Genomic DNA, 24,676 nt, shown 5'->3' on the forward strand with positions numbered 1-24,676 from the left:
GGGACCGGGCGGTGCGCGGGGGGTGGCTACGGGTACGGCTCCTGGTCCCTGGGCCCGGGCGGTGCGCGGGGGGTGGCTACGGGTACGGCTCCTGGGCCCGGGCGGTGCGCGGGGGGTGGCTACGGGTACGGCTCCTGGTCCCTGGGCCCGGGCGGTGCGCGGGGGTGGCCGCGGGTACGGCTCCTGGTCCCCGGGCGGGTCCGGGGACCTGAGAGAATCGCCGGGTGAACGTCCCCGTATACCCGGCCGAGACCCTCCGTGGCGCCCTCGCCGGCCTCCTCGACGGGCTCCCGGCCAGGCAGGCCGCGGGAGCCGTGGAGCGGCTCATCGCCAACTACCGGGGGACGACCCCGACCGATGCGCCGATCCTGCGTGACCGCGCGGACGTGGCCGCGTACGCCGCGTACCGGATGCCGGCGACCTTCGAGGCGGTGCGGGCGGCGCTGGAGGCGTTCGCGGACGCGGCCCCCGGATGGGCACCCGGCAGCCATGTCGACATCGGCGGCGGTACCGGCGCGGCGACCTGGGCCGTCAGCGCGACCTGGGACGGGGTCCGGCCGGTGACCGTGCTGGACTGGGCCGAGCCCGCGCTCGCCCTGGGCCGCGAGATCGCCGCCGCCAACCCCGCGCTGCGGGACACCCGCTGGCAGCGCTCTCGCATCGGAGCGGCGCTCACCGTGGAGAGCACTGATCTCGTCACGGTGTCGTACGTGCTCGGCGAACTCACCGAGGCCGACCGGAGCCACGTCGTCGACGCCGCCGCGGGCGCCGCCCAGGCCGTCGTGATCATCGAACCCGGCACCCCGGACGGCTACGCCCGAGTCCTCACGGCCCGCGACCGGCTGGTCGCCGCCGGCTTCCACATCGCCGCGCCCTGCCCGCACAGCGCCGCCTGCCCCATCGTGCCCGGCACGGACTGGTGCCACTTCTCGGCCCGCGTCAGCCGTTCCTCGCTGCACCGCCAGGTCAAGGGCGGCTCCCTCGCCTACGAGGACGAGAAGTTCAGCTATGTCGCCGCCACCCGCCTCCCGGCGACTCCGGCCGCCTCCCGGGTGGTACGGCGCCCGCAGATCCGCAAGGGCCAGGTGCTGCTCGACCTGTGCGAGGCCGACGAACAGTTGCGCCGCACGACGGTCACCAAGCGCCACGGCGACCTGTACAAGGCGGCCCGGGACGCGGACTGGGGCGACGCCTGGCCGCCGCGGTACGACCCGGCCGACTGACCCACCCACGAGGACCGAACCGCCCGGCCGGCTCCCGGACCGGCCCGCCCGGCCGGCTCCCGGACCGGCCCGCTACGAGACGCCCCGTCTCACCCCCTTGATAGCGTCGCCCCATGGTCCAGAAGTCGCCCCCCGACGCCACCCGCCGCAGCGAGAAGTCCCGGCGCGCGATCTACGACGCCGCCCTCGCCCTCGTCGCCGAGGTGGGCTACCCGAAGACCACCGTCGAGGGCATCGCCGCCCGGGCCGGCGTCGGCAAGCAGACCATCTACCGGTGGTGGGCGTCGAAGGCGGACGTCCTGCTGGAGGCGTTCCTCGACCTCAGCACTCAGGCGGCGCGGGACGCGGGCGCGCAGCCGTACACCATCCCGGACACCGGCGACCTCGCCGCCGACCTCAAGGCGGTGCTGCGGGCCACCGTCGACCAGTTGCGGGACCCCAGGTTCGAGGCGCCGTCCCGGGCGCTGGCCGCCGAGGGCGTGGTCAACGAACAGGTCGGCCGGGAGTTCACGGCCAAGCTCATGGAACCGGCGCTGCAGCTGTACGTCGACCGGCTGCGCTCCGCACAACGGGCCGGCCAGGTCCGCGCCGGGATCGACCCGCGCATCGCCCTGGAGTTCTTCATCTCGCCGCTCGCCCAGCGCTGGCTCCAGTACACGGGCCCGATCTCCTACGAGTACACCGACACCCTCGTCGACTACGCCCTGCACGGCCTCTCCCCGCGCTGACCGGGACCGCCGTTCCCGCGTGCCGAAATGCGCGGCAAGCCCGATCAGGGGTGTGGTGTGCCTCTCGTGGCTGCTCGTGACCCTTGTCCCACCTGCCCCGATCGGTGGCTGAGGACCCCCGATGCGCAGGATGGTGGGACCATGAGGCATGCTGTGCGCACAACAGCGAGGCGAGGGGATAGATGAGCGCGGAGATCGGTGGCCGCAACGGCCCGCAGGGCAAACTCTCCCGGTGGCTGCGTGGTCGGCGCCCGAAGGAGGCCGCCGACACCGGCAGCCGTGAGGCTCTGCTGCTCGCCGCCGCCGGAGCGGGGCTGCCTCTGGCGCCCGCCGCGCACCCGGCGCCGGGCTACCGGTGCTCGTGCGACCGCGTCGGCTGTCCCACGCCGGCCCGGCACCCCGTGTCGTTCGCGTGGCAGACCCAGTCCACGACCGACCGCGCCCAGATCGAGCGCTGGGCCCGGCACCAGCCGCAGGCCAACTTCATCACCGCGACCGGCATGGTGCACGACGTCCTCGACGTGCCCGTGGAGGCCGGCGCCGAGGCCCTGGAGAACCTGCTCGCGGCCGGCGTCGAGGTCGGGCCGGTCGCCCGGAGCGACGACGGCCGCATGCTGTTCTTCACGCTCACCCGCGGCACCCCCGAGGACGAGGACGAGTGGTGGCCGTGCGAGCTGGACTGCCACCCCGAGACGGCCGACGAGCACCCGGGCATGCGCTGGCACTGCCGGGGCTCCTACGTCCTCGTACCGCCGGCCCGGCTGCCCGGTGACGACGGACAGCAGGTGCGCTGGCTGCGCGGCCCGGAGCACCCGCTGCCGGACCCGCTGACCCTGCTGGAGTCCCTCACCGACGCCTGCGCCCGCCATGTCGGCGCGGAGCCCCAGCACGACGTGGCCTCGGCCTGGCCCCTGCGCCACTGACACGGACGCCCGGCGCCGCTCGGACGCACCGGCGCTACTCGCCCTGCGCCGCCGTCAGCCCCTGGACCTTGCCGACCATCGACACCGGCCCGGCCCCCGAGCCCCGCTTCGGGTCCAGGACCACCTCGTTGGAGACGAACTCCATCGTCAGGGACTGCTTGATCTCGCCCTTGGTCAGCGCCTGCACGCTCTTGTTGGGCGTGGGGACGGACGCGCCGGCCGCGGCCGTCTGCTTCATGTAGTGGTGCGTGGTGAAGAACACCAGTGCCCCGCCGTCCGCGGTGCGCAACGCCAGCGGGGCGTAGTCGTCCCGGGTCAGCGGCTCGTCGATGTACTGCGTGGCCAGTCCCGGCTTGCTGGCGCCCTTCGCCCGGTTCGCGCGCAGGGCGCTGGTGTAGGTGCCGTCCGCGAAGGCCGTCCCGCCGTCCTTGAGATAGGTCGCGTAGCCCTGGCTCAAGTCCGCCGGGGAGACGGCCAGTTCGGCCGAGTCCACGGGCACGGCCTCGGCCCAGCCGTCCTTGTCCTTCTTGAACTGCGGTACGGCGCCCGGCGCCACCAGCGTCAGATACGACACCTGCCACGGCTCGGACAGGCCGTCGCGCAGGAACACCAGCATCCAGCGTGCCGTGCCGCCCTTGTCGGCCTTGGCGTCGGCGACGAACCAGCGCGGCCAGCCCGCCTTCTTGGGGATGGTGTACCGCACGTCCGTGAACGTCAGCGGGGTGTGCGCGGAGTTGCCCGCCGGACTGTTGGCGTGGCCGGCCTTCAGCCGCGCCGCGTCGATGTCACCGAGGGCGCCGGTGACGTAGTCCGCGTCCAGGGAACTGTCGTACGCCTTGTCGGCCTTGTTGTACGCGGCCGTGAACTGCTGGAGCGCCTTGGCGGCCTCGGCGGGCGTGGTGGCGGGGAGTATCTCGCGCTCACCGTGCACCACCACGCATCCGCTCGCCGTCAGCGACAGCGCGGTCGCCGAGGCCGCGACCAGCGCGCTCCGCTCAAGCCTGCTCGGCCTTCGAGGGCCGCGAACCCTGCTCATCAGGTGCTGTCACCTTCCCCTTCCCGGAGGCGAACCCTACCGGGGCGAGGAACAGCGTGAGCGTCGGGACCAGGTACAGCAGCCACACCGTGACCTGGAACACGGTCGGGTCGGGCTGGAAGTTGAGGACGCCCTTGAGGAGGGTGCCGTACCAGCTGCTCGGGTCGATGGTGTCGCTGATGTCGAAGGCCAGGTTCCTGATCCCGGGCAGCCAGTCGGCCTCCTGGAGGTCGTGCACGCCGTAGGCCAGTACGCCCGCCGCGACCACGACGAGCATGCCGCCGGTCCAGGTGAAGAACTTGGCGAGGTTGATCTTCAGGGCCCCGCGGTAGAACAGCCAGCCGAGGAGGACGGCCGTGGCCAGGCCGAGTGCGACCCCGACCAGCGGGCGCGGGGTGCCGTCGCTGGCCGCGTGGACCGAGGCCCACACGAACAGGGCGGTCTCCAGGCCCTCGCGGCCGACGGCGAGGAACGCGGTGGCGACCAGCGCGCCCGTGCCCATCGCCAGGGCCGCGTCCAGCTTGCCGTGCAGCTCGGACCGCAGGTGGCGGGCGGTGCGCCGCATCCAGAAGACCATCCAGGTCACCAGGGCTACCGCGAGGATCGACAGCGACCCGCCGAGCGCCTCCTGCGCCTCGAACGTCAGCTCCTGGGAACCGAATTCGAGGGCGCAGCCGAAGCCCATGGCGATGAGGACGGCGACGGCGATGCCGATCCAGATCGGCTTCAGGGCGTCCCGGCGGCCGGTCTTGACCAGGTAGGCGATCAGGATGCAGACGACGAGAGAGGCCTCCAGGCCCTCGCGCAGTCCGATCAGGTAGTTGGAGAACACGGGCTACGCCTCCTCGGAGAACAGCGTGCGGCCCCACCAGTCGTCCGTGTCGCGGACGCCGGGCGGGACGGCGAAGAGCGCCGAACCCACGTGCTGGATGTACTCGTTGAGCGCGTCGGAGCCCGACAGGCGGCGCTGGAGCGGGATGAACCCCTTGCGCACGTCACGCTGGTAGGCCAGGAAGAACAGGCCCGCGTCGAGGCGGCCGAGGCCGTCCGTGCCGTCGGTGAAGGAGTAGCCCCGGCGCAGGATGGTGACCCCGTCGTTGGAGTCGGGGTGGGCGAGGCGGACGTGCGCGTCGGGCTTCATCGCCTTCAGGAACGGCGGGTCGTGCTCCTTCGCCTTGCCGACCGCAGCGCCCTCGCCCTTGTCGCGGCCGAAGACGTCCTCCTGCTCCTGGAGCGAGGTCCGGTCCCAGGTCTCGATGTTCATGCGGATGCGCCGGGCCACCAGGTACGAACCCCCGGCCATCCAGGCCGCGTCGCCGTCGTCGACCCACACGAACTTCTTCAGCCGGTCCGTCTCCGTCCCCGCGATGTTGCGGGTGCCGTCCTTGAACCCCATGAGGTTGCGCGGGGTCTGGGCGTCGGGGGTCGTCGAGGAGGTCTTGCCGAAGCCGAGCTGGGACCAGCGGATGGCGACCTTGCCGAAGCCGATGCGGGCCAGGTTGCGGATCGCGTGCACGGCGACCTGCGGGTCGTCCGCGCAAGCCTGGATGCACAGGTCGCCGCCGGTCCGGGAGGCGTCGAGGTTGTCGCCGGGGAAGCGGGGCAGGTCCACCAGCGCCTGCGGCCGCCGGTCAGCCAGCCCGAACTTCTCGAAGAACGACGGGCCGAAGCCGATGGTGAGCGTCAGCCGGGACGGCTTCAGGCCCAGCGCCTCGCCGGTGTCGTCCGGCGGCGCCTCGGCGAGCCCGCCGTACGCGCCCTCGCCGACCGCCTTCCCGGCGGTCAGCCGCCGGGCGGCCTCGGTCCAGTCCTTCAGCAGCTGTACGAACTCGGCGCGGTTCTCGGTCTTCACGTCGAACGCGGCGAAGTGCAGCCGGTCCTGGACCGGCGTGGCGATGCCCGCCTGGTGCGCGCCGTGGAAACCGACCGCACCGCCCGTCTCGGCGGCGGCCGGGTCCACGTCGTTGCCGACCCGCGCCATCGCCACCGCGCCGCCGGCCGCGGCGGCGCCGAGCGCGAGGCCCGCGCCGCCCCAGCCGAGCAGCGAACGCCGGGAGGGCGCGCCACCGGGGGTGTCCACGGCGGTGGCTTCCTGGGTGTCCGTCATGGGATGTGGCCCCTTACTTCACGACGGCTGCGGCGAGCTTGGACAGCGGCTCGGCGAGCGCGTTGACCGCGTCGGAGAGCTCCTTGCGCTGGTCCTTGGTGACCTTCTCGTAGGAGACGAAGTCGTACGACGTCTTGTCCGAGCGGTACTTGTCCAGCAGCGTGTCCAGCGCGGTGAACTGCTTGTCCAGTTCGCCGGTCAGGGCCGCGTCGTTCTTCTCGGCCACCGGCTTGAGCAGCTCGTACGCCTTCTGCGCGCCCTCGACGTTGGCCTTGAAGTCGACCAGGTCGGTGTGCGAGTAGCGGTCCTCCTCGCCGGTGACCTTGCCGGTGGCGACCTCGTCGAGGAGCTCCTTGGCGCCGTTGGCCATGGAGGTCGGGGTGATCTCGGCCTTGCCGACCCGCTTCTGCCAGTCCTCGAGGTCGGTGACCAGCTCGTCGGCGAGGGTCTTGTCCTCGTCGGTGATCTTCTTGTCCTGCCAGAGGGACTTCTCCAGCCGGTGCCAGCCGGTCCACTTCTGGCCGTCCTCGAGGCCGTCGGCGCGGGTGTCGGTCTTCGGGTCGATGTCGCCGAAGGACTCGGCGATCGGCTCGGTGCGCTCCCAGCCGAGGCGCGAGGGGGAGTACGCCTTCTTGGCGGCCTCCAGGTCGCCGGACTTGATCGCGCTCGCGAAGGTCTCGGCGAGCGGCACGGTGGCGTCGGCCTGCTCCTGCGCGTACTCGCGGTAGTCGGCGACGGCCTTGTCCAGCTTCGGGTCGCGCTTGGCGGCCGAACCGCCGGTCACGGTGAGCTTCTGCCGCACACCGCGGCCCTTCATGCCGGGGCGGCAGGCGATCTCGTACGACCCGGCCTTCACCTCGGCGGTCAGCGTGTACTTCGTGCCCGGGCCGATGTTCTCCTTCTCGGAGACGATCCGGTCGTCCGGGAAGAGGATCTCGACCTCGGTGGCCTGGGAGCCCTTGTTCTCTATCTTCAGCGTGACCTGGCCGGCCGGGACCGACGTGGTGGACGTCTTGCAGGTGGAGTCCGCGGCCGTGACCTGGATCGCCCCGGTGTCCCCGGCGGCGCTCTTCTCCGTGCAGCCCGTGACGGCGGTCAGAGCGGCCGCGGTGGCGGCGGCGGTGACAACGGACAGTCTGACGGCTCGCATGCGGGCTCCCACGGGTGGCTGAAAAACGGCGTGACGGCACTCACAGGGATCTGGTGAGGCTGGCCTAACTTAACCGAGGCTTACCTGCGTAGTACCCCCGCGTACCGTGATTCACCTCTCATGGACGCTGTATGAGCACGAGGTGATCACGGTCACTCAATTCCGACGTAAAGAACCGGTCAAGGGAGATTCAAAGGTTCCGCTCGGGCGTCACCAGGAGCGCGCCCGTGCGCGGGTGCGGCAGTACCTCGAGGGGCTGGTCGTAGACCCGGGAGAGCAGGTCCTCGGAGAACACCTCGGCCGGCGGCCCGTCAGCCGCGACCCGGCCGGCGCACAGGATCGCGACCCGGTGCGCGTAGGCGGCGGCGAGTCCCAGATCGTGCAACACCACGACCACCGCGTCACCGGCGTGCGCCCTTTCCCGGCACAGCCGCAGCACCAACTCCTGGTGTCTCAGGTCGAGCGCGGCGGTCGGCTCGTCGAGCAGCAGCAGCGGAGCGGCCTGCGCCAGCACCCGGGCCAGCGCGACCCGGGCCCGCTCCCCGCCGCTGAGCGCCGAGAACGGCCGTACGGCGAAGGCGGCCACCTCGGTCGCGGCCATCGCCCCGGCCACCGCGAGGTCGTCCTCGGCGTGTGAGGCCGCGCGCGAGGCCGTGTGCGGGGCGCGGCCCATCCGGACGACCTCCTCGACCGTGAACGGGAAGGAGAGCGCCGCCGCCTGCGGAAGGACCGCGCGGCGCAGGGCCAGTTCGGGCGCGGACCAGGCGGCCGCCGGTCGCCCGTGGATCCGTACCACCCCCTCGGCGGCCGGGAGATCGGCGGCGAGGGCGCCCAACAGCGTCGACTTTCCGGCCCCGTTGGGCCCGACCAGTGCGAGCACCTCGCCCGCGCGCACCTCCACGTCCACGCCCCGCAGCACCTCGCGGGTGCCGAGGCGGACGCGCAGGGCCGAGCACCAGCCCGGCGGCGAGCAGCGCGGTGGTGCCGCGTTCGGAGGGCGCGGAGGCGGCGGGGGCCGGGGCCCGCACCGGCTCGTCGGTCACGGTCATCGCGCACCGCCCTCGTACAGCTGGGCCACGATCGACTTCAGTACCTGGTCGGTGCGCGGCCCGTAGTTGAGCAGCACCCCGTCCTCGATCGACACGACCCGCCGCTGTGCCCCGGCCGGCGTCTGGGCGACACCGGGGATCTGCACCAGCCCGTCGATCCCGCCGACGGACTCGAGTCCCTTGGACATGACGAGGATCGCGTCCGGCGCGGCCTGGGCGAGAGCCTCGGTGGTGATGGCGGTGAGGTCCTTGTCCCTGGGCGGGATCGACATGACGGGCGCCGGCACCTCCGTCGCCCTCGGCAACCGTCCCGCCAGGCTGACTTCGCAGGGCGCCCGGTCCTTCGCGGGGTACTACACCGCCGGAACCCGGCTCGACCCGGTGAGCCTGGCGGTGGACGTGCGGGCCGCCCGGAAGGCGTCCGGCTCGCCCACGCCCACCCCCACGAAGTCGGCCGCCGCGACGAAGAACCCGAAGGGCGGCGCGATCGAGGACGGCGCCGTCGACTGGGGCGTGCGGCGCACCTTCCGGGAGTACGTCACCGGCGACATGGCGAACGGCAGGTGGACCCTGTCGTCCGGCGCCCAGGACGGCGGCGCGCTCTTCCGCTTCCCCTCGGGCGAAGGGACGTACGCGAAGGGCGACCTGACGGCCCGGTTCGCCGGCGCGGTGCGCTTCACCGGCGCACACGGCCTCGACCTGGCACTGAGCGGCTTCCGGGCCACCGTCGACGACGGCGAGGGCACCCTCTACGCCGACGTGGCGAGCGCGGGACTCACCGGGAAGAAGGTCGCGCTGGTCACCTTCACGGCCAAGGCGCTGAAGGACGACGACGGCCTCCCGTCCGGCGGTTCGGGCGGCACCGGAACCTCCGGCGGTTCCGGCGGCTCGGGTTCGAGGACGGACGGCGGTTCCTCGGTCGGCTCCACCACCGGCGGCACCATCGGCGGCAGCATGGCCTCGACCGGCTCGGACGTCCCCGTGGCCGCGGTGGGCGCGCTGGGCGCGGCGACCGTGGCGGCGGGCGCGGCCGTGGTGTTCGCGATGCGCAGGCGACGCACGGAGGCGTGATCCGCTTCGGGGACGGACCGGTGCCGTCCGGGCCGGGCGGCACCGGTCCGTCCCCCGTCGCGCCGGGTGTTTCAATGCCCGGGTGACTGACTACGACGTGCTGCGCGTGTTCTGCGCGGCGAACGGCGGATACGGCAACGAGCTGGGCGTCGTCCGCGAGGGTTCCGTGCTGCCGGAGCGGGACGACCGGCAGGCCCTGGCGGCGAAACTCGGTTTCAGCGAGACGGTGTTCGTGGACGACCCCGAGCGCGGGGTCGTCGACATCTACACGCCCACCCTGCGGCTGCCGTTCGCGGGCTACCCGTGCGTCGGCACGGCTTGGCTCCTCGACGTTCCCGAACTGGTCACGCCGGCCGGGGTGGTCGGGGCGCGACAGGACGGCGAGTTCAGCTGGATCGAGGCGCGGCCCGAGTGGGTCCCGCCGCGCACGCTGCGTCGGTACGCCACGGCCGCCGAGGTCGACGACCTCCCCGTCCCGCCGGCCGGCGAGTGGATCTACGCCTGGGCCTGGGAGGACGAGCCCGCGGGCCGCGTCCGCGCCCGTGCCTTCCCGGGCCGCGACGACGGTATCGAGGAGGACGAGGCGACGGGCGCGGCGGCACTGCTCCTGACCGAGCGGCTCGGCCGGGCGCTCAACATCACGCAGGGCGCGGGCTCCCAGATCCTCACCGCACCGCAGCCGTACGGGTGGGTGGAGATCGGGGGCCGGGTGCTCCTGGAGCGCTGAGGCGTGTCCCGTCCGGCCTCCGGGTGTACGACGCCACTTGCGAACCACGCCCCTAGGACAGGCTCCGCGGAGCGGTTCAGGCGCTGAGCGGGAACTCCTCGCCGAGCGCGTGGAAAACCGCCGTGTTCAGCGCGAAGGCCCGCTTGCACTCCGTCACGATCCGCTGCTTCTCCAGGTCGTCGGCCGGGACCGCGTCCAGCAGCTCGCGGTAACCCCGCTTGAACGCGGCCGGGTTGGAGATCCCCTCGAAGACGTAGAACCGGACCCCGTCGCCCTTGCGCTCGAACCCCCAGGTCCGCTCCGCCTTGTCGCGGATGATCTGGCCGCCGGAGAGGTCGCCGAGGTAGCGGGTGTAGTGGTGGGCGATGTACCCGGCGGGCCACCGCTCCGCGCACTCCCGCACCCGGTCGGCGTAGGCGCGGGTGGCGGGCAGCGCGGACAGGCCCGTCCGCCAGTCGGCACCGCGCAGATGCGCGAGATCCCGCTCCAGCGCGGTCAGCCGGTACAGCTCGGGCTGGACGAAGGGCCCGGCCACCGGGTCCGCGGCGATCCGCCCGGCCGTGGCCTCCAGCGCCTCGTACACGAACCACAGTTGCTCGGTGTAGCGCGTGTACGCGTCCACGCCCAGTCGGCCGCCGAGCAGGTCGCTCATGAACGTCGAGGTCTCCGCCTCCACGTGCTGCTCGTGCGAGGCGGTGCGGATGACTGTCGAGAAGGAGTCCATGTGCCGCATCATCTAAGGTAAGCCTTACCTAAGTCAACAGCTTTGCCGACGACCTGTCGGTAAAACCGTACCCCGGATCCCGGCCGGACTCACCTGAAGGGGCGAACCGGGGCCGGACCAGTGGCGGACGGGGCCCGCTCAGCGGCGGACCGGGGACAGATCAGGGCCGGATCAGGGGCCGGACCTGGAGCGGAACGCGAAAAAGCCCGCCCTCCGAGGAGGGCGGGCCGGGGTGGGTGAAGCGGCTACGGCAGCGTCAGGATGTCCGCTCCCGTCTCCGTCACCACCAGTGTGTGCTCGAACTGCGCCGTCCGCCTGCGGTCCTTCGTGACGACCGTCCAGCCGTCGTCCCACATGTCGTACTCGTGGGTGCCGAGCGTCAGCATCGGCTCGATCGTGAACGTCATCCCCGGCTGGATCACCGTCGTCGCGTGCGGGCTGTCGTAGTGCGGGATGATCAGCCCGGAGTGGAACGAGGAGTTGATCCCGTGGCCCGTGAAGTCCCGGACCACCCCGTACCCGAACCGCTTGGCGTACGACTCGATGACCCGGCCGATGATGTTGACCTGCCGGCCCGGCCTGACCGCCTTGATCGCGCGGTCGAGGGACTCCCGGGTCCGCTCCACCAGCAGCCGCGACTCCTCGTCCACGTCACCGACCAGGTACGTGGCGTTGTTGTCGCCGTGCACCCCGCCGATGTAGGCCGTCACGTCCAGGTTGACGATGTCGCCGTCGCGCAGCACCGTCGAGTCGGGGATGCCGTGGCAGATGACCTCGTTGACACTGGTGCACAGGGACTTGGGGAAACCGCGGTAGCCGAGCGTCGACGGATAGGCGCCGTGGTCGCACATGTAGTCGTGCGCCACCCGGTCGAGTTCGTCCGTCGTCACGCCAGGCGCGATGATCTTCGCCGCCTCGGCCATCGCCTGTGCGGCGATCCGGCCCGCGCGGCGCATCGCCTCGATCGTCTCGGGCGTCTGCACCTCCGGTCCGGTGTACGGCGTCGGCCCGGGCCTGCCGACGTACTCGGGGCGGCGGATGTTGCCGGGGACGGAACGGACGGGAGAGAGCTCCCCTGGTACGAGCAGCGACTGGCCAGACATGTCGGCGAGTCTATCCAGCGGGGATGGGGGAACATGTCGGTGGCGAGAGGAGCTGGTCATGGCCCTGTTCAAGAAGCGCACGGTCGGCAAGCCGGGCGAGTGGTACTACTGCCTGGAGCACAAGAAGGTCGAGGAGGGTCCGGACTGTCCGGGCAAGGACCGTTTCGGCCCGTACACCAGCCGCGAAGAGGCCCAGCACGCGATGGAGACCGCCCGCGAACGCAACCTCGAGTGGGAGAACGACCCCCGCTGGCACGACGCCCCGGCGGGCGGTGCCACGGACGACGACTGATCACGCCTGCGCGGGGCCCGGAGCGGGAGCGGAAACCGGATCCGGACTCGGCGTGGCGTCCGTGGCGGGCCCCGTGGTCGCGGCGGCGCGCCGGTCGCGCTGCCGCAGCGCGTGCTCGTTCGTCCGCACGTCGTACGTCATCAGCTTCGGCAGGCACAGGGCGAGCAGCCCCACCGCCCCCGCGCACATCAGGCCGCCGGACCACACCGACGTCCGCACGCCCAGCCAGGCGGCGACCCCGCCCGTGCGGACCTGGCCCAGCGTCGGCCCCACCGAGTAGGACAGCAGCTCGATCCCGGCGAGCCGGCCGCGCAGCTCGTCCGGGATCGTCTGGTTCCACATGGCCCCCCGGAAGATGCCGCTGACCATGTCGCAGCCGCCGGCCACGGTGAGGAACAGCAGCACCAGCCACACGTTGCCGACCACCCCGGCGGCCGCGATCGCCAGGCCCCACAGCGCGGCCGACAGCACCACCATCCGCCCGTGCCGGTGCACCCGCGAGGTCCAGCCACTGGCCAGGCTCACCAGCAGGGCCCCGGCCGGGATGCTGGCGTACATCAGGCCGAGCGACCACCGCGCGTCCAGCTCGTCCGCGAGGAACGGCAGGACGGCCAGCGGCATCGCGAGGAACATCGCCGCGAGGTCGACGGCGTAGGTGCCGAGGAGCTCCTTGCGGCTCCAGGCGTAGCGGGCGCCCTCGACGATCGAGCGCAGGGACGGCCGGGCGGCGTCGTGCGCGGCGGGGGAGGGCGCGATGCGCACGACGAGGAGCACGGAGACGACGAACGTGACGAGGTCGGCCGCGTACGCCGAACCGAGCCCCGCGTACGCCACCACCACGCCCGCGAGCGCCGGGCCCGCCACCCCGCTGACCGTCCAGCGGAACGAGTTCAGGGAGGACGCGGCCGGAAGATGCTCATGGGCGACGATCCGCGGCCACAGCGAGTCGAGCGCGGGCCTTTGCACCGAGACGAGCGCGGACGACAGCGCGGCGACGACGTACAGCGGCCAGACGGCGGGCCGCGGCAACAGGGCGTCGAGCAGCAGCACGGCGGAGAGCAGCCCTTGGCCGGCCTCCGTCCAGACGATCAGCTTCCGCTTGTCCAGGGCGTCGGCGAGCGCCCCGCCGTACAGCCCGAAGACGATCAGCGGCACCAGTTCCACCGCGCCGATCGCGCCCACCGCGGCGGCCGACCCGGTGAGGTCCTTCAACTGCACCGGCAGCGCGACGAAGGTCAGGAAGCTCCCGAAGTTGGAGACCAGCCCCGACAGCCACAGCCTCCGGAAGTCGAGCGAGGCCCGCCAGGGGGCGAGGTCGGGCAGCAGGGCGCGCAGGCCGGAGCGGCTCTCGGCTGGGGACGCGGGGGAGGCGGGGACTTCGGTCACGACAACTCATGATCGGACCCCGCCGGCGCGGGAGGCAAACCCTTTTCACCGGGCCGGAGCCCAGACCGGGTCCGGGTTCGGGTCCGGGTTCGGGTCCGGCCCCCGGTGGGTCAGCGGTCGCGGTCGCCCGCCACGGCGTCGACGGCGAAGCCGACGACCAGGAGCGTGACGGCGAACAGCAGCACCGTCACCCCGTCCCTTCCGGTTCCCGGGCCGGTGAACGCCTCGCCGCCGCCGTAGCCGACGGCCACCGCCGCACCGACCGGTGTCGAGCGCGGCAGGACGGTGCGGAACGAGGGCATGACCCGAGCCTTTCGCCGACGGGACGTCACCAGGGGGCCGGTGGCGGCGCCGTCAGCCGGTCCGCGAGCCGGGACAGATCATCGCGCAGCCGCCGACGGCGCCGGGGTGCCGGCAGCGCGTTCTCCCCGGCCCCGGCGCTGACCAGGTGCTGCACGGTGTCCAGGTCCAGGTCGGTGTGGTCCGGGACGGCGAGGGACTCATGGGACAGGGACACCAGGTCACGGCCCCCGGAGCCGAGCGCCAGGACCGTCGCCCCGGCCCGGCGCGCGTCGTGCACCCGCTCCAGGAGCGGACCGCCGGGCTCCTCGGGCGCCACCACCAACAGCGTCTCGCCCCGCCGCGCCGCCTCGATCCGCCCCAACCCGACCGCCAGTTGCGCCGGATCCGAGGCGCGCGCGTCGTGCCGTACGAGCGTCGGGGTCAGCTCCGGCGTCCCCGACCACGCGGCCTCGTCCACCAGATGGGCGGCCAGATGCCAGGGCTCGTACCCCGGTGTCCCCACCAGCAGCAGACCGCCCCCGTGCGACACCACGGACCCACGCAGCGCACCCGCGAACCGCCGGGTGGCGCCCAGCCACTCGGTCCCGGCGAGCACTTCGCGCAGCAACGCGACCCGTACGGCGTCCATACGACCGCATCCTGCCGCAACCGGCCACTCGTGACCCGGAGTTCACCTGAAATTCGCCCGACCCGGGGAAAGGGGAGACGTCCGGGGAAAGAGGGCCTGAGGAGTTCCCATGACGACCGAGACCACCGTTCCCTTCCGCGCGGGCCGCGAGGGCTACGCGAGTTACCGGATCCCGGCGGTGGTCCGCGCCGCCTCCGGCGCCCTTCTCGCCTTCTGCGAGGGCCGGGTCGACTCCGCGCGGGACCACGGGAACATCGACATCGTCCTGAAGCGCTCCACGGACGGCGGCCGCACCTGGGGCCCGCTCCAGGTGGCGGCGAACAACGGCGCGAACCTGGCCGGCAACCCCGCGCCCGTCGTCCTCGACACCGGCCGGATCCTGCTCGTCCACGTCCGGGCCTCCGGCGCCGTCAGCGAGGACGCCATCCTGCGCGGCACGGTCAAGGACGCGGACGGCCGCCGGGTGTGGGTGCAGCACAGCGACGACCACGGCGCGACCTGGTCGGGCCTGAAGGAGATCACCAAGCAGGTGAAGCGAACGGGCTGGCGCTGGTACGCCACCACACCCGGCCACGCCCTCCAGCTGAGCACCGGCCGGGTCCTGGTCCCCGGCAACCACACCGTCCCGCCCGCCGGCGCCGACCTCGGCAACGAGTCGAAGTACAACAGCGGCCACTGCCTGCTCAGCGACGACCGGGGTGTGACCTGGTCCCTCGGCTACGTCGACGAGAACACCGACGGCTACGTCAACGTCAACGAGACCACCGCCGCCGAACTCCCGGACGGACGCGTCTACTTGAACACCCGTAACGACTCCCCGTCGCCCGGCAACCGCGCCGACGCCCACTCCGGGGACGGCGGGCGGACCCTGGTCAAGCCGTTCCGTCCGCAGGCCGGCCTGGTCGCCCCCGTCTGCGAGGGCAGCCTCCTCCAGCTCCGCGACCCCGACGTGCTGCTCTACTCCGGCCCCGCCGACCCCGCCGTACGCGCCCTGATGACCCTGCGCGCCTCCACCGACGGCGGCGTCACCTGGCGGCCCGCGTACACGGTGAACGGGCTGCCCGCCGCCTACTCCGACCTGGTGCGGATCGACGCCGACACCGTCGGACTGCTCTACGAGACGGGCGACTTCGGCGCCTACGAGACGATCGCATTCCACAGAGTGCCGGTGGCGGAGCTCACCTGACCCGGTGACCGGACGGACACGCACGTAAAGTCGGCGCATGACCTCAACCGACAGTGCACAGCAGGCCCCCGCCAAGGACCCCTGGGACCTCCCCGACGTCTCCGGACTCGTCGTCGGCGTGCTCGGCGGGACCGGGCCGCAGGGCAAGGGCCTGGCCTACCGGCTCGCCAGGGCCGGCCAGAAGGTGATCATCGGCTCCCGGGCCACCGATCGCGCCCGGGCCGCCGCCGACGAGCTCGGCCACGGCATCGAGGGTGCCGACAACGCCGAGACCGCGCGGCGCAGCGACATCGTGATCGTCGCCGTGCCCTGGGAGGGCCACGGCAAGACGCTGGAGTCGCTGCGCGAGGAACTGGCGGGCAAGCTCGTCGTCGACTGCGTCAACCCGCTCGGCTTCGACAAGAAGGGCGCCTACGCGCTGAAGCCGGAGGAGGGCAGTGCCGCCGAGCAGGCCGCCGTCCTGCTGCCGGACTCGCGGGTGGCGGCCGCTTTCCACCACCTGTCCGCGGTGCTGTTGCAGGACCCGGAGATCGACGCGATCGACACCGACGTCATGGTCCTCGGCGAGGAGCGCGCCGACGTGGAGATCGTCCAGGCGCTGGCCGGGCGGATCCCCGGGATGCGCGGTGTCTTCGCGGGCCGGCTGCGCAACGCCCACCAGGTGGAGTCGCTGGTCGCCAACCTGATCTCCGTCAACCGCCGCTACAAGGCGCACGCGGGACTGCGGGTCACCGACGTGTGAGCCGCCGGCGGGTGGGTCCGTCCCGGGCGGGCGGCTCCATGGGGGACACTGGACGGCGCCAGCAGTGTCCCCCGACAGGAGCCACCCCCATGCCCCCCTCGCTGCCACCCGAGCCGGCCCGGCGACTCGCCCGCTACAGCCTCGTCGTCTGCCTCCTGGCGACCGCCGCGGCCGTCGTCTCCTTCGTGCAGGGCAGCTGGCTGGGCGTCGTGTGGGTACTGATGGCGGGACTGTCGTCCAACATGACCTGGTACTACCTCAGGCGCGGCCGGGACCGGGCGCGGGGCGGCTCCGTCACGGGCTGACCGAGCAGAACTCGTTCGTGCCCTGCCAGAAGCGGTAGAGCGTCTGGCCGCAGTAAGTGTCGTCGCCGCCGATCCCCAGCCCGCGCAGGATCGCGTCGATCACGTCGAAGAAGACGCTGTTGACCGACGGAACCCACAGCAGCGCGAACACGAACAGCAGCCCGAACGGCGCGAACGGTTCCACCTGGCGCTTGACGCCGTAGGACAGCCAGGGCTCGATGACGCCGTAGCCGTCCAGGCCGGGCACCGGAAGGAAGTTCAGCAGCGCGGCCGTGACCTGGAGCAGGGCGAGGAAGGCGAGCGCGTACCGGAAGTCGCGCGGCACGCCGTCCAGCGCGTCCAGCCAGAACGGGGCGGTGCACACGGCGGCGAACAGCACGTTCGTCAGCGGTCCGGCGGCGGAGATCAGGCTGTGCCGCCAGCGCCCCCGGATCCGCCCGCGCTCGATGAAGACGGCGCCGCCGGGGAGCCCGATCCCGCCCATGATCACGAACAGCACGGGCAGCACGATGCTCAGCAGGGCGTGGGTGTATTTGAGCGGGTTGAGGGTCAGGTATCCCTTCTCGCCCACCGAGATGTCGCCGCTGTGCAGAGCGGTGCGCGCGTGCGCGTACTCGTGCAGGCAGAGCGACACGATCCACGTGGCCGTCACGAACAGGAACACGGCCACGCCGGGCTGCTCGGCGAAGCCGCTCCAGGTCGCCCAGCCGGTGACCGCCGTGACGGCCAGGATCCCGACGAAGACGGGACTGATCCGCCGGTCGCTGTGGCGGGTGGTGGCGGTGGTCATGGAGAAGGCTCCTGTACTGCGCTCGGGTACCGCGTTCGGGGACTGTCCGGGGGACTGTGCGGACGCCGGAGCGCCCGACCGTACCGGGCGTACGGGAAAACGTCTCGCGATCGGTCGCCGGTTCCCAGGAAGGTGGGGGCATGGTACTTCTGCGGGTGTTCTACGCGGACTGGCGCGGCGCACCCGGTTCCCGTGCGTGGGAGCCGGTGCCCGGGGAGCGGTGGCTGCGGCCCGTGGAGCGCCGCCCCGAGTGGTTCGCCCGCGGCGACCCGCGGACCGGGACGGACGGCGGGACGGACGGCGGGACGGACGGCGGGGACGGACGGCGGCACGACGAGGGGGTCCTGGTCACGCTGGAGGTGGCCGGTACGGACCCGGGGCCGGTGCTGGGTACGGTTCAGGGGAGGCGGCCGGAGTGAGGCGCGGGCGGACGGCGGCCGTAAGGTGCGGCGGAGGCGCCGCCGCGAGCATCGGCGCGGACAGCCGCCCGAGGTGCCGGGAACGCGACCGGGCCGCACCGCGGGCGGTTTCCCACGGCCCGCCCCCTCGGCGGCACGCCCCGCCGACCGAACCCCGTGACCGGCCCCGACGCCACCGGAGACAATGGACCCCGTGCGCTATCGCATTCTCGGCACCACTCAGGCACTCCGCCCCGACGGCACGCCCGTCGCGGTCGGCGGGGCACGGCTGCGCGCCCTGCTGACCGTGCTGGCCCTGCGGCCCGGCCGTACCGTGCCCGCGAGCCTGCTGGTCGACGAGGTGTGGGACGGCGACCCGCCCACCGACGCGCCGGGCGCCCTCCAGGCACTGGTCGGGCGGCTGCGCCGGGCGCTCGGCGCGGACGCGGTGGCCTCGGTCGAGGGCGGCTACCGGCTCACCGCCGCACCCGACGACATCGACCTGCACCGCTTCGAGCGGCTGGCCGCCGACGGCCTGCGCGCCCTCGCCGACGACGACCCCGTGAAGGCCGCCGGCGTCCTCGACGATGCCCTCGCCCTGTGGCGCGGCCCCGTCCTCGCCGACCTCCCCGACCGCACCGCGCAGGCCGCCCGCTGGGAGGCCCGGCACCTCGGCGCGCTGCGCGCCCGCCACACCGCCGCGCTCATCCTCGGCCAGGCCGAACAGTGCCTGCCGGAACTGACCGCCCTGTGCGACACCCACCCCCTGGACGAGCCCCTTCAGACGCTGCGCCTGCGCGCCCTGCGCGACGCGGGCCGCACCGCCGAGGCACTGGCCGCCTACGAGGACGTACGACGGCTGCTCGCGGACCGTCTCGGCTCCGACCCGGGACCGGAACTGCGGGCGCTGCACACGGAGTTGCTGAGCCCGCGGGCTGCGGCCCGGCCCGCGCCGCAGCGGGCGCCCGGTGTGCGCCCGGCCGCCGGCGCCGACGGCTCCCGCGACACCCCGCGGCTCGGCAACCTGCGCGCCCGGCTCACCTCGTTCGTCGGCAGGGAGGCCGACATCGCGACCATCCGGGCAGACCTCGACGGCGCCCGGCTCGTCACCCTGCTCGGACCGGGCGGGGCCGGGAAGACACGGTTGTCGCAGGAGTCCGCCGAGGCGGTGCGCGACGTGGCGCGCGACGGGGCGTGGCTGGCCGAGCTCGCGCCCGTCGACGACCCCGCCGCCGTGCCGGAGGCCGTGCTCACCGCCATCGGCGCCCGCGAGACCGTGCTGCACGGCGCCGGCGCCGAGGGCATCAGGGCGGCCGTCGCCGACCGGTACGACGACCCGGTGGAGCGGCTCGTCGAGCACTGCGCCAGACGCCGCATGCTGATCGTCCTCGACAACTGCGAACATGTCGTCGAGGCGGCTGCCCGGCTCGTCGGGGAGCTGCTGGAGCGCTGCCCGGAGCTGACCGTGCTCGCCACCAGCCGCGAACCCCTCGGGGTGCCCGGGGAGCTGCTGCGGCCGGTGGAGCCGCTGCCCGAGCCGGTCGCCCTGCGGCTGCTGGCCGAGCGGGGCGCGGCCGCCCGGCCCGGATTCCGGGTCGGGGACGATCCCGACGCCTGTGCCGAGATCTGCCGACGGCTCGACGGGCTGCCCCTCGCCATCGAGCTCGCGGCCGCCCGGCTGCGGATGCTGACGCCACGCCAGATCGCCGACCGGCTCGACGACCGCTTCCGGCTGCTCACCTCGGGCAGCCGCACCGTCCTGCCCCGCCAGCAGACCCTGCGCGCGGTCGTCGACTGGTCCTGGGACCTGCTCGACGAGGACGAACGGGACGTCCTGCGCCGCCTGTCGGTCTTCGCGGGCGGCTGCGACCTCGCCGCCGCCGAGGCCGTGTGCGGTCCGGCCGCGCTGGAGGCGCTGGGCTCCCTCGTCGACAAGTCCCTCGTGGTGGCGGCGCCGTCGTCCCCCGTGTCGCCCCTCACGTCGGACCAGGGCGCGGCGCGGGGACCGGAACGGGCTTCGGCGCCGGGACCGGAACAAGTCCCGGCGCCGGGACCGGACCAGGGTTCGGGACACGTCGCGGCGCGAGGGCCGGAGCAGCAAAGGCCGGAGCGAGGACCGGAACAGGGCACCGACGGTGAGATGCGCTACCGCCTCCTGGAGACCGTCGCCGAATACGCGGGCGAGCGGCTCGACGAGGCGGGGCAGCGTGCCGAGGCGGAGCGCGCGCACCTGACGTACTACCGCGAACTCGCCCGCACCACCGACCCGTTGCTGCGCGGCCCCGGCCAGCGCGCCGCCATCGAGCGGTTCGAGACGGAGTACGAGAACCTGCGCACCGCCCTGCGTCACGCCGTCGCCGCCCGCGACGAGCAGGAAGCCCTGTGCCTCGTCCTGTCGCTCGTCTGGTACTGGCAGATGCGCGATCTGCGTATCGAGGCCCGCAGCTGGTGCACCGAGGTCATGACCCTCGGTCCGGACCCGTTCGCCGAGCCCGTCCGCCCGGCCGCCGCGGTGTGGCAGCGCTGCACGGACGCGCCGCCGCCGATGACCGGCGAGGTCCTCGCCGAGGCCCGGCGCGGCCTCCACCTCGCCCATCTCGCCTGTATGGACACCGAGCTGGCCGCCTGGCAGACCCCGCAGGCCCAGGCCAAGCTGCGCGTCATCACCGAGACGTACGAGCCCGGAATGCCGCAGATCTGCCGCGCCCCCGGGATGCTCTGGTTCTTCGCCGTGATGCTCACCGGCGACATGGACCGTATCCGCGTCATCGTCGACGCCGCCGTACAGACCTGCCGGGCCACCCCGGGCTTCGAGTGGGAGCTCGCGGGCAGCCTCCAGATGCGGGCCAACCTGCTGGCCAACCGCATCGAGTGGGTGGGCGACGCGGCCCGGGACGCCGACGAGTCGCTGGAGATCTTCAAGCGCCTCGGGGACGCCTGGGGCACCGCCGAGGCGCTCTCCGCCCGCGGTGAGGCCCATGAGCGCAAGGGCGCGTATCTGTCGGCCGCCGCCGACTACGAGGCCGCCGTCGAGCACGCCGACCGGCTGGGCGCCCGCGCCCAGGTGGAGATCCTCACCGCCCGGCTCGGCAGCGCCCTGCTGGAGGCGGGGCGGCACGAGCAGGGCGAGCGTCTGCTGCGCGAGGTGATCGACCGGCAGGACGGCGCCGCCCACGAGGCGATACCGTTCGCCCGGCTCTTCCTGGCCGGCTGGCTCGGCGTCACCGGCCGGGTGGCCGAGGCACGCGAGCATCTGCGGCTGATACGCGAGGAGTTCGGGCTGTCCCACTTCGTCGTCTTCGACGCCATCATCCTGGGCGCGGAGGCCTGGCTGGACGCGGTCGACGGCCGTCACGAGGAGGCTCTCGCCGCCGTTCGACAGGCCCTGGAGAAGGCCGGTGACCCTCTCGCGCAGACCATCGCCCCCCATATGCGCTCCATCTATCTGTGCGTCGCCGCGATCGCCCTCACCGGGGCCGACGGCGGCAGCCGCGCCCACGACGCGGCCCGCTTCCTGGGCGCAGCCGCCGCGCTCCTGCCCGTCGGCCATGTCGCCGGCGTCCTGGAGCGCGCGGCGCTCGAACGGGCGGTGGAGACCACCCGGACCGCCCTGGGCGACGCGGAGTACGAGGCGGCGTACGCGCGAGGCGCCGGGCTCTCCTACGAGGAGGCCGCGGCCCTGGTGTGAGCGCCGCCCGCCGGGCCGGTGTCGCCGCGGCGCTCGCGTGACGTACGCGCAGGGCGGCGGACCCTCCCCCGGGAGAGTCCGCCGCCCTGCTGTGACCCGAACCGCATGGGACGCGTCCCGCAGCGGGTGGGCGTCAGCTCTTGGTACGGAACTTGTGGATCGCGATCGGTGCCATCACCACGGTGAGGGCCACCGACCAGCCCAGCGTCACCCACAGGCCGTGCGCGACCGGGCCGCCCACCATCAGCCCGCGCGCGGCGTCCGCGAGCGAGGAGAGCGGGTTGTAGTCGGTGAAGTTCTGCAGCCAGCCCGGCATCGACTGGGTCGGCGCGAAGATGGACGAGCCGAACTGGAGCGGCATCAGCACCAGGAAGCCCATGGCCTGCACGGACTGCGCGCTCTTCATGATCACGCCGAGGGTGAGGAACACCCACATCAGGGCCGAGCCGAACACCGCGGACAGGCCCACGGAGGCGAACAGTCCGGGCCAGTTGGTGATGTCGAAGCCGACCAGGACACCGACGATCATGAGCACCGCGGTCGCGATCAGCATCCGCATCAGTTCCACCGCGATCTTGGCGAACAGCACCGAGCCGCGCCCGATCGGCAGGGACCGGAACCGGTCCATGACACCGGAATTGAAGTCGGTGTTGAAGCCGGTGCCCACTCCCTGGGCCATGTTCATGCCCATCATGGCCATCAGGCCGGGCACGACGTACTGCACGTACGCCTGCTGGCCGCCGCCGAGCGACTGCCCGATGGAGCCGCCGAAGACGTACACGAACAGCAACGTGAAGATGACCGGGAACAGGATGGCGTCGAACATCGACTCCGGGTCCTGGCGGATCCACAGCAGGTTGCGGCGGATCAGCGCGCCGGTGTGGCGCAGATGGGCGCGCAGACTGATCGGCGCGTCGGCCTTGAGATCGGCCGGATGGAGAGTGGCGGCGCTCATACGGCGACCTCCTCGCGGTCTTCGGCGGGCGTGGCATCCTGCGGGGCACTGGCGCGGTGGCCGGTGAGGGACAGGAACACCTCGTCCAGGCTGGGCAGTTCGGTGCTGATGGAGGCGAGCGTGATACCGCGTGCGGTGACCGCGCCGACCACGGCGGTCAGCTGCTCGTCGCTCAGGATGGGCACGAGCAGATCGCCGGCGGCCGAGTCCACGATCGTCGTGGCGAGCCCGGTGATGCCGAGCTCGTCGAGCATCGCGGCGAGCGGGCGCAGCTCCAGCGGATCGGCCGGCCGCACGCGCAGGGTCCGGCCCCCGACCCGGGCCTTCAGCTCGTCGATGGCGCCGTTCGCGATCACCTTGCCGCGGTCGACGACGGTCAGTTCGGAGGCGAGCTGCTCGGCCTCCTCCATGTACTGGGTGGTCAGCAGGACGGTGACACCGTCCCCGACCATGGTCTTGACCTCGCTCCACACCTCGTTGCGGGTGCGCGGGTCGAGTCCGGTGGTCGGCTCGTCCAGGAAGAGGACGGCCGGTCGCCCGATCATCGAGGCCGCCAGGTCCAGCCTGCGCCGCATACCGCCGGAGTACGTGCTCGTCGGCCGCTTGGCCGCCTCGGTGAGCGAGAACCGCTCCAGCAGCTCGTCGGCACGGGCGCGGGCGTCCTTGCGCGACAGGTCGAGCAGCCGGCCGATCATGTAGAGGTTCTCCCAGCCGGGGAGCTTCTCGTCCACGGAGGCGTACTGCCCGGTCAGTCCGATCACCCGGCGCAGCTGCCGCGGCTGCCGTACGACGTCGTAGCCGGCGACGGTGGCGTGTCCGGCGTCGGGGGCGGTGAGCGTGGACAGGATGCGGACGAGGGTGGTCTTCCCGGCGCCGTTCGGCCCGAGGACCCCCATCACGGTGCCCTCGCGCACGTCCAGGTCGACGCCGTCCAGCGCCTTGGTCTCCCCGAAGTGCTTCACCAGCCCCCGTACGGTGACGGCGGCCTGCCCGCCGGCGGGGTTCTTGTCGATTCGCGTCATGCCGATGACAGTGCCAGCCGCCACCGACAAACCACCTACAGGCCACCGACACCCGTGCCGACACCCGTACCGACAGCGCCGACACAAAGCCGACACGAAGGGGCGCAGCCCCGCCGATGGGGGATGGTCGGCGGGGCTGCGTGGTGCGGCGATGGCTTCAGAGGGCGGTGTTGCTTCGGGCGCCCTAGTGGACGGAGTGCTCCTCCAGCGGGAACGTCCCGCCGACGACATCCTCGGCGAACGCCTTCGCCGCGCTGCCCATGACCTCACGCAGGTCGGCGTACTGCTTGACGAACTTCGGCACCCGGCCGCCGGTCAGTCCCATCATGTCCGTCCACACCAGCACCTGGGCGTCCGTGTCCGGTCCCGCGCCGATGCCGACCGTCGGGATGTGCAGGACCCGGGTCACCTCGGCCGCGAGCTCCGCCGGGACCAGTTCCAGCACGACCGCGAAAGCGCCCGCGTCCTGCACGGACTTCGCGTCGCGCAGCAGCTGCTGGGCGGCCTCCTCGCCGCGGCCCTGGACCCGGTAGCCCATGGCGTTGACGGACTGCGGGGTGAGGCCGATGTGGGCCATCACGGGGATGCCGGACTCCACCAGCAGCCGGATCTGTTCGTGCGAGCGCTCGCCGCCCTCCAGCTTGACGGCGCCGACCCCCGCCTCCTTCACCAGCCGGGTCGCCGAGCGCAGTGCCTGCACCGGGCCCTCCTGGTAGGAGCCGAAGGGGAGGTCGCCGACGATGAGCGCGCGCTGGGTGCCGCGCACGACCGCGGCCGACAGCATGGTCATCTGGTCGAGGGTGACGGGCACGGTGGTCTCGTACCCGAGGTGGCAGTTGCCCGCGGAGTCACCGACGAGCATGACCGGGATCCCGGCCTCGTCGAAGACGGACGCGGTCATCGCGTCGTAGGCGGTGAGCATGGGCCACTTCTCGCCGCGTTCCTTGGCGGTGGCGATGTCGCGAACGGTGATACGGCGTGTGCCCTTCCCCCCGTACAGCGCTTTGCTGCCGTCGGAGGGCTTCGTCTGGGCAGCCGAAAGCTGCGTCATTGCAACGGCTCCTTACGTCATCTCGAGGCACCCTTACGGCGTCCCCGGATCACCTCCATGGTGGCATCTCGCGTCGGGTAGGGCCAGGG

25 protein-coding genes and 1 pseudogene are annotated in these 24,676 nt (G+C 72.8%); 11 read left to right on the forward strand and 15 right to left on the reverse strand.

Going from position 1 to position 24,676, the window contains the following annotated elements; all coding sequences use genetic code 11:
* Window positions 1–224: 224 nt before the first annotated feature.
* The 3 genes from ACFV0T_RS39120 to ACFV0T_RS39130 all read left to right on the forward strand — a co-directional run bounded on the left by ACFV0T_RS39120 (window position 225) and on the right by ACFV0T_RS39130 (window position 2,874).
* Complete coding sequence (locus tag ACFV0T_RS39120; RefSeq protein WP_385789836.1) at window positions 225–1,223, forward strand: small ribosomal subunit Rsm22 family protein; 999 nt, start codon at window positions 225–227, stop codon at window positions 1,221–1,223.
* Between the two features lie 113 nt (window positions 1,224–1,336).
* Window positions 1,337–1,951 carry a TetR/AcrR family transcriptional regulator gene (locus tag ACFV0T_RS39125; protein ID WP_385789838.1) on the forward strand — a complete coding sequence of 205 codons (615 nt, stop codon included), beginning with the start codon at window positions 1,337–1,339 and terminating at the stop codon, window positions 1,949–1,951.
* Window positions 1,952–2,133: 182 nt separating this feature from the next.
* Window positions 2,134–2,874, forward strand: a complete 741-nt coding sequence (locus ACFV0T_RS39130) for a bifunctional DNA primase/polymerase (protein ID WP_385789840.1) — start codon at window positions 2,134–2,136, stop codon at window positions 2,872–2,874.
* 34 nt (window positions 2,875–2,908) lie between these two features.
* Here the strand turns inward: ACFV0T_RS39130 and ACFV0T_RS39135 are convergent, their stop codons facing one another.
* The 6 genes and pseudogenes from ACFV0T_RS39135 to ACFV0T_RS39160 all read right to left on the reverse strand — a co-directional run.
* Window positions 2,909–3,910 (reverse strand): hypothetical protein, encoded by a 1,002-nt coding sequence (locus ACFV0T_RS39135; protein ID WP_385789842.1) that lies wholly within the window; start codon window positions 3,908–3,910, stop codon window positions 2,909–2,911.
* Window positions 3,870–4,742, reverse strand: coding sequence for an iron uptake transporter permease EfeU (gene efeU, locus ACFV0T_RS39140; RefSeq protein WP_385789844.1), 873 nt, complete (start codon window positions 4,740–4,742; stop codon window positions 3,870–3,872). The genes ACFV0T_RS39135 and efeU overlap by 41 nt, the downstream gene beginning before the upstream one ends.
* 3 nt (window positions 4,743–4,745) lie before the next feature.
* Window positions 4,746–6,017 (reverse strand): iron uptake transporter deferrochelatase/peroxidase subunit, encoded by a 1,272-nt coding sequence (gene efeB, locus ACFV0T_RS39145; RefSeq protein WP_385789846.1) that lies wholly within the window; start codon window positions 6,015–6,017, stop codon window positions 4,746–4,748.
* A gap of 13 nt (window positions 6,018–6,030) precedes the next feature.
* Window positions 6,031–7,167, reverse strand: a complete 1,137-nt coding sequence (gene efeO / locus ACFV0T_RS39150) for an iron uptake system protein EfeO (RefSeq protein WP_385789848.1) — start codon at window positions 7,165–7,167, stop codon at window positions 6,031–6,033.
* 190 nt (window positions 7,168–7,357) lie between these two features.
* Window positions 7,358–8,113, reverse strand: a complete 756-nt coding sequence (locus tag ACFV0T_RS39155; protein ID WP_385789892.1) for a heme ABC transporter ATP-binding protein — start codon at window positions 8,111–8,113, stop codon at window positions 7,358–7,360.
* Window positions 8,114–8,212: 99 nt separating this feature from the next.
* Window positions 8,213–8,467, reverse strand: a pseudogene (locus ACFV0T_RS39160) (ABC transporter substrate-binding protein); the annotation flags it as partial.
* A gap of 19 nt (window positions 8,468–8,486) precedes the next feature.
* On the opposite strand from ACFV0T_RS39160, the gene ACFV0T_RS39165 reads away from it, so the two are divergent.
* Window positions 8,487–9,287: an HtaA domain-containing protein gene (locus tag ACFV0T_RS39165; protein ID WP_385789850.1), complete on the forward strand. Its 801-nt coding sequence runs from the start codon at window positions 8,487–8,489 to the stop codon at window positions 9,285–9,287.
* Window positions 9,288–9,369: 82 nt separating this feature from the next.
* On the forward strand, window positions 9,370–10,014 hold the full coding sequence (locus tag ACFV0T_RS39170; RefSeq protein WP_385789852.1) for a PhzF family phenazine biosynthesis protein: 645 nt from the start codon (window positions 9,370–9,372) through the stop codon (window positions 10,012–10,014).
* A 76-nt stretch (window positions 10,015–10,090) separates the two neighbouring features.
* Here the strand turns inward: ACFV0T_RS39170 and ACFV0T_RS39175 are convergent, their stop codons facing one another.
* On the reverse strand, window positions 10,091–10,738 hold the full coding sequence (locus ACFV0T_RS39175; protein WP_385789854.1) for a heme oxygenase (biliverdin-producing): 648 nt from the start codon (window positions 10,736–10,738) through the stop codon (window positions 10,091–10,093).
* 245 nt (window positions 10,739–10,983) lie between these two features.
* Entirely contained in the window at window positions 10,984–11,841 is an 858-nt protein-coding gene (gene map / locus ACFV0T_RS39180) for a type I methionyl aminopeptidase (protein ID WP_385789856.1), read from the reverse strand.
* 58 nt (window positions 11,842–11,899) lie between these two features.
* Here map and ACFV0T_RS39185 point away from each other — a divergent pair, with 58 nt between their 5' ends.
* On the forward strand, window positions 11,900–12,133 hold the full coding sequence (locus tag ACFV0T_RS39185) for a hypothetical protein (protein ID WP_385789858.1): 234 nt from the start codon (window positions 11,900–11,902) through the stop codon (window positions 12,131–12,133).
* On the opposite strand, the gene ACFV0T_RS39190 is transcribed toward ACFV0T_RS39185, so the two are convergent.
* From ACFV0T_RS39190 to ACFV0T_RS39200, 3 genes are all read right to left on the reverse strand, one after another.
* Window positions 12,134–13,519 carry an MFS transporter gene (locus ACFV0T_RS39190; protein ID WP_385789860.1) on the reverse strand — a complete coding sequence of 462 codons (1,386 nt, stop codon included), beginning with the start codon at window positions 13,517–13,519 and terminating at the stop codon, window positions 12,134–12,136.
* Window positions 13,520–13,629: 110 nt separating this feature from the next.
* Window positions 13,630–13,821 (reverse strand): hypothetical protein, encoded by a 192-nt coding sequence (locus ACFV0T_RS39195; RefSeq protein WP_385789862.1) that lies wholly within the window; start codon window positions 13,819–13,821, stop codon window positions 13,630–13,632.
* Window positions 13,822–13,847: 26 nt separating this feature from the next.
* Complete coding sequence (locus ACFV0T_RS39200) at window positions 13,848–14,450, reverse strand: hypothetical protein (RefSeq protein ID WP_385789864.1); 603 nt, start codon at window positions 14,448–14,450, stop codon at window positions 13,848–13,850.
* Between the two features lie 109 nt (window positions 14,451–14,559).
* Here ACFV0T_RS39200 and ACFV0T_RS39205 point away from each other — a divergent pair, with 109 nt between their 5' ends.
* The 3 genes from ACFV0T_RS39205 (at window position 14,560) to ACFV0T_RS39215 (ending at window position 16,683) form a co-directional block, all read left to right on the forward strand.
* Window positions 14,560–15,636 carry an exo-alpha-sialidase gene (locus ACFV0T_RS39205; RefSeq protein WP_385789866.1) on the forward strand — a complete coding sequence of 359 codons (1,077 nt, stop codon included), beginning with the start codon at window positions 14,560–14,562 and terminating at the stop codon, window positions 15,634–15,636.
* A 37-nt stretch (window positions 15,637–15,673) separates the two neighbouring features.
* On the forward strand, window positions 15,674–16,378 hold the full coding sequence (gene npdG / locus ACFV0T_RS39210; RefSeq protein WP_385789868.1) for an NADPH-dependent F420 reductase: 705 nt from the start codon (window positions 15,674–15,676) through the stop codon (window positions 16,376–16,378).
* A gap of 89 nt (window positions 16,379–16,467) precedes the next feature.
* A complete protein-coding gene (locus ACFV0T_RS39215; RefSeq protein WP_385789870.1) occupies window positions 16,468–16,683 on the forward strand; it encodes a hypothetical protein in 216 nt (71 codons plus the stop codon).
* Here ACFV0T_RS39215 and ACFV0T_RS39220 read toward each other — a convergent pair.
* Window positions 16,673–17,473, reverse strand: a complete 801-nt coding sequence (locus ACFV0T_RS39220) for a site-2 protease family protein (protein ID WP_385789872.1) — start codon at window positions 17,471–17,473, stop codon at window positions 16,673–16,675. The genes ACFV0T_RS39215 and ACFV0T_RS39220 overlap by 11 nt on opposite strands.
* A gap of 140 nt (window positions 17,474–17,613) precedes the next feature.
* On the opposite strand from ACFV0T_RS39220, the gene ACFV0T_RS39225 reads away from it, so the two are divergent.
* Together ACFV0T_RS39225 and ACFV0T_RS39230 are read left to right on the forward strand one after the other, a co-directional pair.
* On the forward strand, window positions 17,614–17,892 hold the full coding sequence (locus tag ACFV0T_RS39225) for a hypothetical protein (RefSeq protein ID WP_385789874.1): 279 nt from the start codon (window positions 17,614–17,616) through the stop codon (window positions 17,890–17,892).
* A 184-nt stretch (window positions 17,893–18,076) separates the two neighbouring features.
* A complete protein-coding gene (locus tag ACFV0T_RS39230) occupies window positions 18,077–21,559 on the forward strand; it encodes a BTAD domain-containing putative transcriptional regulator (protein ID WP_385789876.1) in 3,483 nt (1,160 codons plus the stop codon).
* Between the two features lie 133 nt (window positions 21,560–21,692).
* On the opposite strand, the gene ACFV0T_RS39235 is transcribed toward ACFV0T_RS39230, so the two are convergent.
* The 3 genes from ACFV0T_RS39235 to panB all read right to left on the reverse strand — a co-directional run bounded on the left by ACFV0T_RS39235 (window position 21,693) and on the right by panB (window position 24,587).
* On the reverse strand, window positions 21,693–22,514 hold the full coding sequence (locus ACFV0T_RS39235) for an ABC transporter permease (RefSeq protein ID WP_385789878.1): 822 nt from the start codon (window positions 22,512–22,514) through the stop codon (window positions 21,693–21,695).
* The gene (locus ACFV0T_RS39240) at window positions 22,511–23,536 is read right to left on the reverse strand and encodes an ATP-binding cassette domain-containing protein (RefSeq protein ID WP_385789880.1); all 1,026 of its coding nucleotides are present in this window, start codon (window positions 23,534–23,536) and stop codon (window positions 22,511–22,513) included. The genes ACFV0T_RS39235 and ACFV0T_RS39240 overlap by 4 nt, the downstream gene beginning before the upstream one ends.
* Before the next feature lie 184 nt (window positions 23,537–23,720).
* Entirely contained in the window at window positions 23,721–24,587 is an 867-nt protein-coding gene (panB, locus tag ACFV0T_RS39245) for a 3-methyl-2-oxobutanoate hydroxymethyltransferase (protein ID WP_385789882.1), read from the reverse strand.
* Window positions 24,588–24,676 lie beyond the last annotated feature (89 nt).

This window comes from Streptomyces sp. NPDC059582 (genome assembly GCF_042735715.1).
In the GTDB taxonomy this organism is placed as follows: domain Bacteria; phylum Actinomycetota; class Actinomycetes; order Streptomycetales; family Streptomycetaceae; genus Streptomyces.